Origin of the sequence: Paraburkholderia sp. SECH2 (genome assembly GCF_030464795.1) — a bacterium.
GTDB classification, from domain to species: Bacteria; Pseudomonadota; Gammaproteobacteria; order Burkholderiales; family Burkholderiaceae; genus Paraburkholderia; species Paraburkholderia aspalathi.
This window is the reverse complement of record NZ_JALPRH010000038.1, coordinates 37,613-50,460: the sequence shown is the minus strand read 5'-3', so window position 1 is coordinate 50,460 and position 12,848 is coordinate 37,613. Positions and strand designations below refer to the sequence as shown.

General features: G+C 61.5%; 14 protein-coding genes. 9 read left to right on the top strand and 5 right to left on the bottom strand.

Annotation, left to right across the window (positions count from 1 at the left end; genetic code table 11):
* Positions 1-76: 76 nt before the first annotated feature.
* Positions 77-271, bottom strand: a complete 195-nt coding sequence (locus M0D66_RS35460; protein ID WP_256455917.1) for a DUF2905 domain-containing protein — start codon at positions 269-271, stop codon at positions 77-79.
* Between the two features lie 22 nt (positions 272-293).
* Complete coding sequence (locus M0D66_RS35455; protein WP_266212719.1) at positions 294-1,484, bottom strand: class I SAM-dependent methyltransferase; 1,191 nt, start codon at positions 1,482-1,484, stop codon at positions 294-296.
* 13 nt (positions 1,485-1,497) lie between these two features.
* On the opposite strand from M0D66_RS35455, the gene M0D66_RS35450 reads away from it, so the two are divergent.
* From M0D66_RS35450 to glmS, 5 genes are all read left to right on the top strand, one after another.
* A complete protein-coding gene (locus M0D66_RS35450; RefSeq protein ID WP_266212718.1) occupies positions 1,498-2,316 on the top strand; it encodes an SDR family oxidoreductase in 819 nt (272 codons plus the stop codon).
* A gap of 46 nt (positions 2,317-2,362) precedes the next feature.
* On the top strand, positions 2,363-2,758 hold the full coding sequence (locus tag M0D66_RS35445) for a dihydroneopterin aldolase (RefSeq protein WP_093641011.1): 396 nt from the start codon (positions 2,363-2,365) through the stop codon (positions 2,756-2,758).
* 3 nt (positions 2,759-2,761) lie between these two features.
* Complete coding sequence (gene ttcA / locus M0D66_RS35440) at positions 2,762-3,760, top strand: tRNA 2-thiocytidine(32) synthetase TtcA (protein WP_266212717.1); 999 nt, start codon at positions 2,762-2,764, stop codon at positions 3,758-3,760.
* Positions 3,761-3,894: 134 nt separating this feature from the next.
* Positions 3,895-5,256, top strand: a complete 1,362-nt coding sequence (gene glmU, locus M0D66_RS35435; protein ID WP_256455921.1) for a bifunctional UDP-N-acetylglucosamine diphosphorylase/glucosamine-1-phosphate N-acetyltransferase GlmU — start codon at positions 3,895-3,897, stop codon at positions 5,254-5,256.
* Positions 5,257-5,316: 60 nt separating this feature from the next.
* The gene (gene glmS, locus M0D66_RS35430) at positions 5,317-7,134 is read left to right on the top strand and encodes a glutamine--fructose-6-phosphate transaminase (isomerizing) (protein ID WP_266212716.1); all 1,818 of its coding nucleotides are present in this window, start codon (positions 5,317-5,319) and stop codon (positions 7,132-7,134) included.
* 74 nt (positions 7,135-7,208) lie between these two features.
* Here glmS and M0D66_RS35425 read toward each other — a convergent pair whose 3' ends face one another.
* From M0D66_RS35425 to M0D66_RS35415, 3 genes are all read right to left on the bottom strand, one after another.
* Complete coding sequence (locus M0D66_RS35425) at positions 7,209-7,805, bottom strand: hypothetical protein (protein ID WP_266212715.1); 597 nt, start codon at positions 7,803-7,805, stop codon at positions 7,209-7,211.
* 98 nt (positions 7,806-7,903) lie between these two features.
* A complete protein-coding gene (locus M0D66_RS35420; protein WP_093641155.1) occupies positions 7,904-8,164 on the bottom strand; it encodes a DUF6723 family protein in 261 nt (86 codons plus the stop codon).
* A 217-nt stretch (positions 8,165-8,381) separates the two neighbouring features.
* Positions 8,382-9,029, bottom strand: a complete 648-nt coding sequence (locus M0D66_RS35415) for a glutathione S-transferase family protein (protein WP_211706184.1) — start codon at positions 9,027-9,029, stop codon at positions 8,382-8,384.
* Positions 9,030-9,130: 101 nt separating this feature from the next.
* On the opposite strand from M0D66_RS35415, the gene M0D66_RS35410 reads away from it, so the two are divergent.
* The 4 genes from M0D66_RS35410 (at position 9,131) to M0D66_RS35395 (ending at position 12,823) form a co-directional block, all read left to right on the top strand.
* The gene (locus M0D66_RS35410) at positions 9,131-10,114 is read left to right on the top strand and encodes a YafY family protein (protein WP_266212714.1); all 984 of its coding nucleotides are present in this window, start codon (positions 9,131-9,133) and stop codon (positions 10,112-10,114) included.
* Positions 10,115-10,307: 193 nt separating this feature from the next.
* A complete protein-coding gene (locus M0D66_RS35405) occupies positions 10,308-10,934 on the top strand; it encodes a lytic transglycosylase domain-containing protein (RefSeq protein WP_093641032.1) in 627 nt (208 codons plus the stop codon).
* Positions 10,935-11,107: 173 nt separating this feature from the next.
* Positions 11,108-11,794, top strand: coding sequence for a DUF2242 domain-containing protein (locus M0D66_RS35400; protein ID WP_093641035.1), 687 nt, complete (start codon positions 11,108-11,110; stop codon positions 11,792-11,794).
* Positions 11,795-12,571: 777 nt separating this feature from the next.
* Entirely contained in the window at positions 12,572-12,823 is a 252-nt protein-coding gene (locus M0D66_RS35395) for a hypothetical protein (RefSeq protein ID WP_093641038.1), read from the top strand.
* The last annotated feature ends 25 nt before the right edge of the window (positions 12,824-12,848 follow it).

The following is a 12,848-nucleotide window of genomic DNA, read 5'->3' as shown; positions in this document are numbered from 1 at the left end:
ATTCAAGGAAAGGCACCAAAGCCAGATCAAGGAAAGGCCAACGCCCTAAGAACACAGACAAAAAGCGCCGCGAAGGCTACAACACCCTCGCGATCAGCGACAAAACCATCGAAAGAACAAGCGTCGACATAAACGGAAACGGATACTCCCGCCCGAAGAGGCGCAAAGTGACATCCCCAGGCATCCGCCCAATCCCAACCTTCTTGAGCCACGGCCAGCAGGCCGACAACACCGCCACCGCAACAAACGTAGTCAACAGCCAGCGGATCATCGCCAACCCCTAAGGCAAAAAATCACAACGTATGTGACCGGTCGCCGCTCGAAAACGCCTGCAGCGTGTCATCCAGCCCGCGCGAAAACGCGATCACCTTGAACAGCTCACCCATCTCCGCCTCGGACAACAACTTCTGGACCGCATTCGCCGCCGGCAAAAACTTCGCCGTGTCCGAAGGATCGAGCGCCGATAACGTCTCGGTAATCCCCGCGTTCAACAAGAACCGCGCTTGCGAAGTGAAGCCCAACAAATCGGCGCCAGCCTCGACACCGGCTTCGGCAATGCCGGTAAATTCCACGTGCGCGGTAATGTCCTGCAATCCCGGATAAACAAACGGATCACCATGCGCCCGGTGCCGGTAATGGCACATCAACGTGCCCTGCGCACGCTGCTCATGGTAGTACTCGTGGCGCGGAAAACCATAATCGATGAAGAACGCCGCGCCACGCGCAAGCATCGTGCAAATGGTCCGCGTGAATGCCCGGGCGGCGTCGTGCGTTTCGGTCACGTAGTCGTCGCCGGCAGTCTCAATCTCAGCCAGAAGCGCAATGTCCGCAGCCTCCGATACCAACCGGTCGTCGAACGCAAAGGCCTCGTCGCGCCACGTCACGCCGCGTTCATGCCAGGCGCCGTCGGTAAATGCGAACAGCCGCACCGGCATCGCGTCCAATACCTCATTGCCGATCACCACGCCTTCGAATTGCTCCGGCAATGCGTCCAGCCAGCGCACTTTCGCGGCCAGCGCCGGTGCCGCGGCTTCGATCGTCTCGCGTTGGCGTTCGCGCAATTCACCGGACAAATCCACGATCGAGTAGCTGTCGAATTCGACGCCCAGCGCGTCGAGCGCATTCAGCAAGCCGGCGGCGAGTTTGCCCGTGCCGGCGCCGAATTCCATCAGATCGCGCGTGCCGCTCGCCTCCAGGGCCTCGGCGAGCGGGCGCGCCAGCGTCGCGGCGAAGAGAGGCGACATTTCCGGCGCGGTGACGAAGTCGCTGCCGTCGTCACCGCGCAGGCCGAATTTGCGGGCGCCGCCGCTGTAATAGCCGAGTCCCGGCGCGTAAAGCGCGCGCTCCATGTAGCGGTCGAATGGCAGCCAGCCGCCGGCTGCTTCGAGCTCCGCGCGGACCTGTGCGACCAGCGCTTCGGACTGCGCAAGCGCGCTCGGGCCGGGAGCAGGTAAACTATCGGGTTGGTGAGCTTTCGGATTCATCCCCGCATTGTAAATGACCGCCTCTATGGACAACGCCGCCGCCCGCGCGCCTGAAACGCCGCGCATCGTGCTGATTACCGGCGCCGCCCGCCGCATCGGGCGCTCGCTCGCGCTCGGCTTCGCCGCGCGTGGCTGGGACGTGGCGGTCCATTACGGCGCGTCGCGGGAGGAGGCTGACGAAGTAGTCGCGGAAATCGTCGCCCTAGGCCGCCGGGCGGTGGCTTTGCACGCTGAATTGGGCGACGAGGGCCAGGTCGAGCAGCTTCTGCCCGCCTGTATGGCCACGCTGGGTCGCCCGTCGTGTATTGTCAACAACGCCTCGCGCTTTGAGGAAGACACGGCGCAGAACGTCGGTTACGACCTGCTGCTGAAGCTGACCGCGATGAATCTCGGTGCGCCGCTCGTGCTGGCGCGTATGCTGTTCGAGGCCACGCCGGAAGCCGCGCGCACCGATGAAAGCCAGCGCGGCGTGGTCATCAATGTGCTGGACCAGAAGCTGTACAACATGAACCCGGACTACCTGTCCTACACGCTGTCGAAGGCAGCGTTGCAGACAGCGACGGTCGCGCTGGCGCAAGCCTTGGCGCCGAAAGTGCGCGTGGTCGGGCTTGCCCCTGGTCTGACGATGCAATCCGGCGATCAAACGCCGGCCGGTTTTGAAGAAGCTCACCGTGCCACACCTTTGGGCCGCGCGTCGCGGCCGGAGGATATTGTCGCCGCCGCGTTGTATCTCGCCGATGCAGCGGGCGTCACCGGAACGACGCTGGTGGTCGACGGCGGGCAGCACCTCGTGCCGCTGCCGCGCGACGTTATGTTTTTGACGGGCGCCTGAAGCGCCCACTTGAGTGCTCCGCACTCTTTTTTCGACTGGAACGAACATGTTTGCCGCTCTTTCGCATCCCCGGCTCGCCGATTGCCGCCGGCTCTTTCTGCGCAATTACGAAGTGCACATCAACATCGGCGTGCACGACTTCGAAAAGCGCGGCGAACAGCGCGTCGTGATTAACGTCGAACTGTTCGTGCCGCTCGCGCTGTCCACGCCGGTTCAGGACAAATTGAACGAAGTGGTCGACTACGACTTCATGCGCTCGACCATCGCGCGCCGCGTCGATCAAGGTCATATCCACCTGCAGGAAACCCTCTGCGATGACCTCGTCAAGGCGCTCCTCGATCATCCGCAGGTGCGCGCCGTGTGCGTGTCGACCGAAAAGCCGGACGTTTATCCCGACTGCGACGCCGTGGGCGTCGAAGTCTTCCGTATCAAAGAGGATTGAGCCATGAATGCTCAGGAAATCCTGAACGACACCGCGGCCCCAGGGGCCGCACAAGCTGCGCAGGCCTCGGCGGTAAAAGCGCCGCTCACGCGCCGCGAGCAGAAAGAAGCCTACGAGAACAACAAGCTGTTCAAGCGGCTCGCGCGCCAGGTCGGTGAGGCGATCGGCGACTTCAACATGATCGAGGAAGGCGACAAGGTGATGGCGTGCCTGTCGGGCGGCAAGGACAGCTACGCGATGCTCGAAATCCTGATGCGGCTGCGCGAACGCGCGCCGATCAACTTCGACATCGTCGCGGTGAATCTCGACCAGAAGCAGCCGGGCTTCCCGGAGCATGTGCTGCCCGAATACCTGAAGCAACTCGACATTCCGTTTCACATCGAGAACCAGGACACCTACAGCATCGTCAAGCGGCTGGTGCCGGAAGGCAAGACCACCTGCTCGCTGTGCTCGCGGCTGCGTCGCGGCATTCTGTATCGCGTGGCAGGCGAGCTCGGCGCGACCAAGATCGCGCTCGGCCATCATCGCGACGACATTCTTCAAACGCTGTTGCTGAACATGTTCTACGGCGGCAAGCTGAAGGGCATGCCGCCCAAGCTGCAATCGGACGACGGCAAGAATATCGTGATCCGTCCGCTCGCCTACGTGAAGGAAACCGATCTGGAAAAGTACGCGGAGCTGCGCGAATTTCCGATCATTCCGTGCAACCTGTGCGGCAGCCAGCCGAACCTGAAACGCACGGAAATGAAGGCGCTGATCCGCGATTGGGAGAAGCGCTTCCCGGGCCGCATCGAGAACATGTTCAACGCGTTGTCGAACATCGTGCCGTCGCATCTGATGGATCACAAGCTGTTCCCGTTCGCCGGCCTGCGTGCAAGCGGCGAGGCCGATCCGCAAGGCGATATCGCCTTCGACGAAGAGCCGTGTTCGACCGATTCCGGTGACGGCGCAACCTTCAACGGATCGAAGCCGATCTCGATCGTTCAGTTCGACGATATGTAATCAGGCCGTGAAGTGCCCTGAAATCAAAGGTTTCCGGGAGTTTCAGCAAGGTAATAAGGCCGCGTGAGCGGCCTTATTCGTTATGGCCTGCATGATAGAATCGTCGGCTCCAAACTTGTCTGATTGCCGACGCCATGAACATCGTGATTTTGGCGGCAGGCACCGGTAAGCGCATGCGGTCCGCGCTTCCCAAGGTGCTCCATCCCCTGGCCGGCCGGCCGCTCCTCGCTCATGTCATCGACACTGCTCGTGCGCTCAAGCCCACGCGTCTGGTCGTGGTGGTCGGTCATGGCGCCGAAGCCGTGCGCCAGGCGGTAGCCGCGCCGGACGTCCAGTTCGCCGCGCAGGAGCAGCAACTCGGCACGGGCCACGCGGTGCAACAGGCGCTGCCGCTGCTCGATCCGTCCGAACCTACGCTTGTGCTGTACGGCGATGTGCCGCTTACGCGCGCCAGCACGCTGCAGACGCTGACCGATCGCGCGGGCCGAGGCGGCTACGGCGTTCTCACCGTCACGCTTGACGACCCCAGCGGTTACGGGCGCATCGTGCGCGATCAGCACGGCAAGGTGTCGCGCATCGTCGAACAGAAAGACGCCACGCCCGAGCAGCTCAAGATCGCCGAGATCAACACCGGCATCATCGTCGCGCCGACCGAGCGTCTTGGCGGCTGGCTCGCTGCGTTGAAGAACGACAACGCGCAAGGCGAGTTTTATCTGACCGACGCGGTCGAGATGGCGATCGAAGCCGGACTCGAAGTCGTCACCACGCAGCCTGACGAAGAGTGGGAAACGCTCGGCGTGAATAGCAAGCAGCAGCTTGCCGAACTCGAACGGATTCATCAGCACAATGTCGCCGAGACCTTGTTGGTGGCCGGCGTAACGCTTGCCGATCCGGCTCGAATCGACGTGCGCGGCACGCTCGAATGCGGCCGCGACGTCTCGATCGACGTGAACTGCGTGTTCGAAGGCCGCGTCACGTTGGCTGACAACGTGACGGTCGGGCCGAACTGCGTGATCCGCAATGCGACGATCGGCGCCGGAACGCGCGTCGATGCGTTCACGCATATCGAAGGCGCTGAAGTCGGTGCAAACGTCGTGCTCGGCCCTTATGCGCGGCTACGTCCGGGCACGTCGTTGCAGGACGAGTCGCACGTCGGCAACTTCGTCGAGGTGAAGAACTCGGTGCTCGGTCATGGCTCGAAGGCGAACCATCTGACGTATATCGGCGATGCGGATGTCGGGGCGCGCGTGAATATCGGCGCGGGTACCATCACCTGTAACTACGACGGCGCGAACAAATTCCGTACGGTCATTGAAGACGACGTGTTTGTCGGTTCGGACACGCAACTCGTTGCGCCCGTGCGCGTCAAGCGCGGCGTGACGATCGCCGCGGGCACCACGGTCTGGAAGGATGTCGAAGAAGACATGCTGGTCCTGAACGATAAGACTCAAACAAGCAAGTCGGGCTATGTACGCCCGACCAAGAAGAAAGGTTGATGGGCGTGACGCGCACGTGAAGCGCGCTCCCTGAAACCCAGCACTGAAAAGGAATAAGCCATGTGTGGCATTGTCGGCGCGGTTGCGCAACTTAACATCGTTCCCGTCCTGATCGAAGGGCTGCGTCGTCTCGAGTATCGCGGCTACGATTCGTGCGGCGTGGCGGTACTCGGTAATGACGGGCCGCGTCGTGCGCGTAGTGTCGCGCGCGTGGCGGATCTGGACGAGCAGGTGAAGGAGAGCCACCTCGAAGGCATCACGGGTATCGCGCATACGCGCTGGGCGACACACGGCGCGCCGGTGACCGACAACGCCCACCCGATCTTCTCGAAAGACGCCCTCGCGTTGGTACACAACGGCATCATCGAGAACTACGAGTCGCTGCGTGAAATGCTGCGGGGTAAGGGTTATGTGTTTGTCTCGCAGACCGACACGGAGGTTATCGCTCACCTGATTCATAGCCTGTATCGCGGCGATCTGTTTGCCGCGGTGCGCGAAGCGGTTGGGCAATTGCACGGCGCCTACGCGATCGCGGTGCTGCATAAGGATCAGCCGCATACGGTGGTCGGCGCGCGGCAGGGTTCGCCGCTAGTGGTGGGGCTCGGCAACGGTGAGAACTTCCTCGCGTCAGATGCGCTGGCGCTTGCCGGCAGCACCGAACGTTTCATCTTCCTCGAGGAAGGCGACGTCTGCGAACTGTCGCTCGAGGGCGTACGTATCACCGATCGTGACGGTTATGACGCGCAGCGCGAAGTGCGCCAGGTCGCGGCGTATGGCGGCGCGGTCGAACTCGGCCCGTATCGCCACTTCATGCAGAAGGAAATTTTCGAGCAGCCGCGTGCGATTACGGACACGATCCCGCAAGGCGATTCGTTCGACGCGGCGCTATTCGGCGAGGGTGCCGGCAAGGTGTTCGCCGACATCGACAACCTGCTGATTCTCGCGTGCGGCACGAGCTATTACTCGGGATTGACCGCGAAGTACTGGCTCGAGTCGGTCGCGAAGATCCCGACCCAAGTGGAAATTGCCAGCGAGTATCGCTATCGCGAGTCGGTGCCGAATCCGAAGTCGTTGGTGGTGGTGATCTCGCAGTCGGGCGAAACGGCCGATACGCTGGCGGCGCTCAAGCATGCGCAGTCGTTGGGCCATAAACATACGCTGGCGGTGTGCAATGTCGGCACAAGCGCGATGGTGCGCCAGACGGAATTGTCGTTCCTCACCCATGCGGGTCGCGAGATCGGTGTGGCGTCGACCAAGGCATTCACGACGCAACTGGTCGCGCTGTTCGTGCTCGCCGCGACGCTTGGGAAGCTGCGTGGGCAGGTGAGTGCGGAACAGGAAGCCGTGTATCTGAAGCAGTTGCGCCACTTGCCTGCGGCGTTGAATAGCGTGCTGGCGCTGGAGCCGCAGATCATCGCGTGGTCGGAAGAGTTTTCGCGCAAGGAGCATGCGTTGTTCCTCGGGCGCGGGCTGCATTACCCGATCGCGCTCGAGGGCGCGTTGAAGCTCAAGGAGATTTCCTATATCCACGCGGAAGCGTATCCGGCCGGCGAGTTGAAGCATGGGCCGCTGGCGCTCGTGACTGAGGCGATGCCGGTGGTGACGGTGGCGCCGAATGACGCGCTGCTGGAGAAGCTGAAGTCGAATATCCAGGAAGTGCGTGCGCGAGGCGGTGAGCTTTATGTGTTCGCGGATGCGGATACGAAAATCGTCAATGACGAAGGCCTGCATGTGATCCGGATGCCGGAGCACTATGGCTTGCTGTCACCGATCCTGCATGTGGTGCCGCTGCAGTTGCTGGCGTATCACACGGCTTGTGCGCGAGGCACGGATGTGGATAAGCCGCGAAACCTGGCGAAGTCGGTGACGGTGGAGTGAGGGTGAAAGTCTAGCCTCACGCCAGAAAAACCGGTCGCCCGAAGGCGGCCGGTTTTTTGCCTCAACAGCTCACCTCACTTCCTCACCACCTCCACCGCAGCCGCCGACACAAACTCCGCGCGCACACTGTCCCCGACTTTCAACTGATCGAGCGGAATACTCTCCGCCGCCCTCAGTACTTGCTGATGCTTTGGCCCACGCAGCGTCACCATCCGGCTTTTGCGATCGATCTTCATCACCGTCGCGACAACCTGCACCCTATGCGCCGACGATGCGTACCCCGCTGAGGCAGGTATCGCCACGGTCGTCTCGATGCGTTCACGCACGCCTTTGGTGGTCACCTTGTCGACTTGAAGCAACAGTGCCTGCTGGTATGCAACGTTCAGTTTGTCGCCGACCCGCAGTTTCCTGACGTCGGCCAACTGGGGGTTGACGTCGACATCCGCAAGATTGCCGTGCGGACCGCGTAGCGTGACGCTGTTGGTGGCCGGATAGATCGCTAAGACATGGACCTGGGCGTGAACGACCTCGGCTTTGCCTAGCGCGGTCTGACCGGCATCGGCATCGGCGTCCGACGTCTGAGCGAAGCCGGATTGACAGAAAGCGGCCATCAGCAAAGCGGCACTTCCCACAACAGCGGCCGATGAGCCCATTTTGCGCAGACGAAGCATCCGTTGCTCCCGAAGTGATCACCTCAATTGACGATCCCGAGTAACTAACCCAAGCAACCCGCCAAAGGGACCAAAGCGCACCTGCCACGCGCCCGCGCTTACAACTCCGGACGCGCCAGGTCGCTGGTCACGATGTGCTCGCCATACACCTGCGCCGCCGCGACGGCTTCCAGCTTGGTCGCGTAAGGTCCGAGTTCCGGCGCGCCGTCGAATGGGAACAGCACGCGGCCATCGGTGGTTCGAACTACTTTCAACACGCCGAAAAAACGCCGGTAGCCGGCGAGTTTCGACGTCGCCGACACTTCGAAATCCTCCTCCGACGTCGCGGGGACGCTGGGAATGAATACGGTCTTGCTCATACCTGAAAACATCTCTTGTTCAATGGGCCGACGCCTGCTGAAAAGGTCAAGGCGCGCCCGGTTGTCCCGGGAAGACATTCACCGGAGGCCTTCATTGTCTCAAATCCCGGCGCATCGAGCCGGATGCCGGATCAGCAGGCCGCTCAGCTGGCCAACAGGTCAGGCGCCAGCACCGCTGATCGCCGCGCGCAGCATTCCCGGCAACCCGCTCGCAACATCAAGCCCCTTTGACCGCCGCTTCATGCTCGGCCGCCAGCGCAGCATCCCGCTCGCTCACCTTCACGAAGCTCGGCCGCGAGCAGACGCGCTGGGTGTACTCGAGCACGGCCGACGTCTCAGGCACCAGCTTGAACATCATCCCCCAATGCAGCGCGATGCCCCACAAAATATCCGCGGCCGACATCTTGTCGCCGAGCAAATAAGGCGACGCCTGCAACTGGCTCGTCACGGTCCCAAGCATTGAATCGAAATCGCCGTACGGCGACGTGGCGAGCGGCGCCGGTTCTCGCTTCATCGCCTTGTCGACCAGCCCCGGTTCGTAGCAGGCCGCGTAGTACACCAGCCAGCGCAGATACGGCCCGCGCGACGGATCATTGAGCGCCGGTGCGAGGCCCGCTTCGGGAAACAGGTCGGCCAGATAGATAAAGATGGCGACCTGTTCGGTGATCAGCGCGTCGCCGTGAAGAATCGCCGGCACTTTGCCGAGCGGATTGATCGCAAGATACGGCGCCTTGCGCTGCTCGCCGGCCTTCATGTTCAGCACCTTCAGCTGATACGGAGCGCCGAGTTCCTCGAGCAGCGTCAGTGCGCTGACGGAGCGGCATTGCGGCGAGTGGAACAGCGTGATCGTGCGGTCGGTGGTCATGGGGGAGCCTTTTGAGTGAGCGTCTCGTTGGAAAAGCCAGCGTCCATCTGGCGCCGGGCGTCCCCATCCTAAGCGCGCATACCTGTCAGTTTGTGTCAGGTATGACTACACTTGTCCGCATGAGAGCCAGCCGCCTCCTTTCCATCCTGATGACCCTGCAAGCGCGCGGACGCGTGACCGCGCAGTCGCTCGCTGACGAATGCGCGGTCTCCCTGCGCACGATCTATCGGGACATCGACGCCTTGAGCGCCGCGGGCGTCCCCGTCCAGAGCGAACGTGGTGCGGAAGGCGGCTATCGTCTGCTCGACGGATACCGTACGCGTCTGAACGGTCTGTCGTCGCAGGAAGCAGAGGCATTGTTCCTCGCCGGCTTGCCGGGGCCGGTGCAGGCGCTTGGGCTCGGCGCCGTCATGGCCGGCGCGCAAACCAAGTTGCTTGCCGCGCTGCCGGTCGAATTGCGTTCGACCGCGGAGCGCATGCGCTCGCGTTTTCACCTCGACGCTCCAGCATGGTTTTCCGACGCGGACCAGCCCGCGAATCTGCCGTTGATCGCGAGCGCGGTGTGGGAACAGCGTCCGCTGCAGATTCGCTATCAGAGCTGGAAGGCCGAAAAATTTCGGCGGATCGAACCGCTCGGCATCGTGCTGAAAAGCGGCGCGTGGTACGTGGTCGGGAGGGTCGGCGCGGACATCCGCATCTACCGTATTTCGCGCATCCTCGAATTGAGCATGCTGGACGAGACTTTCGAGCGGCCACCCGCCTTTGATCTGGCGGCTTACTGGCAAGACAGCACGCAGCGTCTGTCCGAAGAGATGCATGCGAGCGAGGCAACGCTGCGCCTGTCACCATGGGGCATGCAGATGCTCGAAGCCTTCACGTCGCCGTTCGCACGCTCAGCCGCGAAAATCGGCGAGCCGGATCCGTCCGACGGCTGGTGCACGGTCACGTTGCCGGTCGGTTCGATAAGACAGGCATGCGCGGAGTTGCTGCGCTTCGGCGCTGAGGCCGACGTACTGGCGCCGCCCGAATTGCGCGCCCGTTTCGCGGAAGTGGCCGCCGCCTTGCATCGCCGCTACGCGCAATGAGCGCGTCGGTTCACAGCCTGCTGTAGTTTCACCGGGTGCACTGCTGCGCAACTGGGTGGCCCGACCTGCGCTCGCAAAGCACTTGCGGACGCACCAGCCAGCCACCTTTCCTCAGACGAATTTTGGCCTTTTGGTGCCTCTTTTGGGGGCAGAGCTATAATGCGCACATCCCCTTTCTTTTCCGTCCTCCGTTATGAGCCGGTTACTTTGCCTGATCGTGCTTTCGCTCGGCCTGATGCAAACCGCAACGGCCGATGAAAACAATGACCGCATGTCCGCGTATCTGACGCAGAAATTCGGTCTGGCAAAGGAAAAGGCTCAAAAGATTTCGGACGCGGTTCAGTCCGCTGCTTCGAAATACTCACTGCCGCCAGCACTGTTGCTGGCGATCATCTCGATCGAATCCCGCTTCAAGGAAAAGGCCAAGGGCGCCAACGGCGCGACCGGGCTGATGCAGGTGGTGCCGGGCGCCCATCGGGGGATGTTGAGGAACGTCAAGGACCTCACCGAGCCGACCACCAACATCGAGGTAGGCTCGGCGATCCTGTACGGCTACATGCGTTCGGCCAACGGCGACATGAACGCCGCGCTCAAGAGTTACGGCGGATCGCAGGCGTACGCGAAGAAGGTAAGCTTGCGCGTCGAAGATTTCGCCGACGTCGCCGGGGCGCAGAACATCGCATCGCACGCAGGCGCGCAAACCAGCATGTGCGAAGCCGACCGTTGCCCGACGCCGGACAACTGGGCCGACGCTTTTACGATACCGGCCGGCAACGCCGCTGTGGCGCTGCCTGGCGCATCGCCTGCCATGCTGCACTGAGCGGCAGCTCCGTCGTATTCTCCTCGTTGTCATACTCCCGCGCCTGAAGGCGTGGAATTGAGCCGTCACGCTGTGTGAGGCGGCGCAGCGCTGCGCACTTTTTACGCACACCTTGGCAACCGCTCTACAATGCATTCCCATTCGAGCTCACGCAGCGCCTCTTCCGATCGATCATGTTCACCTCGTTTTCCAAAGCCACTGCCGCCACGCTTCTCGGCCTGCTGACACTTGCCGCTTGCAGCAGCGCCCCGCAACCGAAATTCCAGCAGGAATTATTCGAAACGGGCGCGAGCCCTTACGCCCGAAATTTCAATTCGAGCGTCACGGATACCTGTGAGGCTGCACGTCGCGCACTGCTGAGTCAGGGCTATCTGACGACGCTGACGCGTACCGATACCGTCGATGGAACGAAAAATTTCCAGCCGACCGGTGATACGCACGTCGTCGTCGAGTTCCATGTGGTGTGTACGCCGGGGGAAGAGGCGAGCGATACGAGCATCGTCTACGTCAATGCTGTGCAAAACGGCTTTGCGCTGAAGAAAAGCGATACGTCGGCGAGCGTCGGACTAAGCGTGCTGGGTTCGCTGTCGCTGCCGATCCGCTCGAACAGCGATGCGATGGTCAAGATTTCAAGCGAGACCATTCCGTCGGGCAAGTTTTACGATCGTTTCTTCGGCCTTGTCGATCACTATCTGCAAACGGTGGTGCGCACGCAGCCGGTCGTGAACAATCGCATCGAAACGCGCCTGTTGCCGTTGCCGGTCGAAGCGACAGTTCCAGCGCCGCTTCCCGACTTGCCTGATGCGATTGACAAAGCAGCTGCCGTGCAACCTGCAAGCGGACCGAGCATCGCGCCTTGATGCATATACCGATGCAACGGGTTTCGGCTGATCAAGCGCTGATCAGCCTTTGAACTCATCACGCTGCGCTACTTATCCTATGTCTTTTACTTCATACGTATACATATGTAGTAATAGTTAACAAGGGTTAACCCCGTCTGTGGATAACTATCAAATCCCCCGTCACATCAACGTCATGCGAAACCCATAACCCTGCGGAACACGACGGTAGAAAAACTACAAAGCTGGGATAACTTTGACAGGGCTTGCCCGGCGGCGCGTCTTATCAAGATTTCGCACACAGGCTGTCCGATGCGCTTTCCCGAAGTTATTCATAGGCAATTGTGGATAACTTGCCGATCCGGGCCTCGGCTGCCGGGTGGCGCCCCGGTTTTTTCGTCAACGTCATACGCTCGCCAGCGTACAGACCGCGCTTCCCCGCGCGCGCACATTGAAGCTGGAAGGTACAAAGATTGCGTCTATGTTTTTGCAAGCGCAACTGTTGCTATTTAGTCAAAATCATTTCAGCAACGCCCTATCCAGGCATAGAGTTAAAGTGTTTTCTGAGGTTATTGGTGCAGTGCGGGGGTGTGCAATGAAACGCAGAACAGCACGACAATTAGTCCGTCTTCTCTCGGACATCAGGCATGCCAGCCACTGCACGACGTTGCGGGCGGCGGCCACTAATCGGGCCATATCTCTCGCATCCACCGAGCATGATGAGGAAGGCGCCGAAAACGACGAAAGCAACGACGCCACGCGTGAGGCCAGCCAGGACAAGCCGGCCCGGAGCGGATCATGAGAGCCGCAAGCGAACAGTCGCTACGTTTTCTGGTCGAGAAATGGCTGGCGCCGGGGCCTTTGGTGCCGGTTCACGTGACCGAATTCAGCCGCACCCGTCTGGGCGGCAGGCGTTATGTGCGGGTCGAGACTTCTCAGGAAGGTGGATCGCGCGGTCTCTTTTTCTTTCGACACGACGACGGCTGCTGGTGTGTGTTTCCGCCCACTGCTGATACACCCAAACTCTTCGCGCTGCCGCGTGCTGCCTAGCGGCCGAGGCGGTCACTCGCGCGAC

What these genes read in the sequence shown, in the direction of transcription:
- M0D66_RS35450 (WP_266212718.1), top strand. Translation starts at nt 1,498, where the DNA reads ATGACCGCCTCTATGGACAACGCCGCCGCCCGCGCGCCTGAAACGCCG.
- M0D66_RS35445 (WP_093641011.1), top strand. Translation starts at nt 2,363, where the DNA reads ATGTTTGCCGCTCTTTCGCATCCCCGGCTCGCCGATTGCCGCCGGCTC.
- glmS (WP_266212716.1), top strand. Translation starts at nt 5,317, where the DNA reads ATGTGTGGCATTGTCGGCGCGGTTGCGCAACTTAACATCGTTCCCGTC.
- M0D66_RS35420 (WP_093641155.1), bottom strand. Translation starts at nt 8,164, where the DNA reads ATGAGCAAGACCGTATTCATTCCCAGCGTCCCCGCGACGTCGGAGGAG.
- M0D66_RS35395 (WP_093641038.1), top strand. Translation starts at nt 12,572, where the DNA reads ATGAGAGCCGCAAGCGAACAGTCGCTACGTTTTCTGGTCGAGAAATGG.
- ttcA (WP_266212717.1), top strand. Translation starts at nt 2,762, where the DNA reads ATGAATGCTCAGGAAATCCTGAACGACACCGCGGCCCCAGGGGCCGCA.
- glmU (WP_256455921.1), top strand. Translation starts at nt 3,895, where the DNA reads ATGAACATCGTGATTTTGGCGGCAGGCACCGGTAAGCGCATGCGGTCC.
- M0D66_RS35460 (WP_256455917.1), bottom strand. Translation starts at nt 271, where the DNA reads ATGATCCGCTGGCTGTTGACTACGTTTGTTGCGGTGGCGGTGTTGTCG.
- M0D66_RS35455 (WP_266212719.1), bottom strand. Translation starts at nt 1,484, where the DNA reads ATGAATCCGAAAGCTCACCAACCCGATAGTTTACCTGCTCCCGGCCCG.
- M0D66_RS35425 (WP_266212715.1), bottom strand. Translation starts at nt 7,805, where the DNA reads ATGCTTCGTCTGCGCAAAATGGGCTCATCGGCCGCTGTTGTGGGAAGT.
- M0D66_RS35405 (WP_093641032.1), top strand. Translation starts at nt 10,308, where the DNA reads ATGAGCCGGTTACTTTGCCTGATCGTGCTTTCGCTCGGCCTGATGCAA.
- M0D66_RS35400 (WP_093641035.1), top strand. Translation starts at nt 11,108, where the DNA reads ATGTTCACCTCGTTTTCCAAAGCCACTGCCGCCACGCTTCTCGGCCTG.
- M0D66_RS35415 (WP_211706184.1), bottom strand. Translation starts at nt 9,029, where the DNA reads ATGACCACCGACCGCACGATCACGCTGTTCCACTCGCCGCAATGCCGC.
- M0D66_RS35410 (WP_266212714.1), top strand. Translation starts at nt 9,131, where the DNA reads ATGACTACACTTGTCCGCATGAGAGCCAGCCGCCTCCTTTCCATCCTG.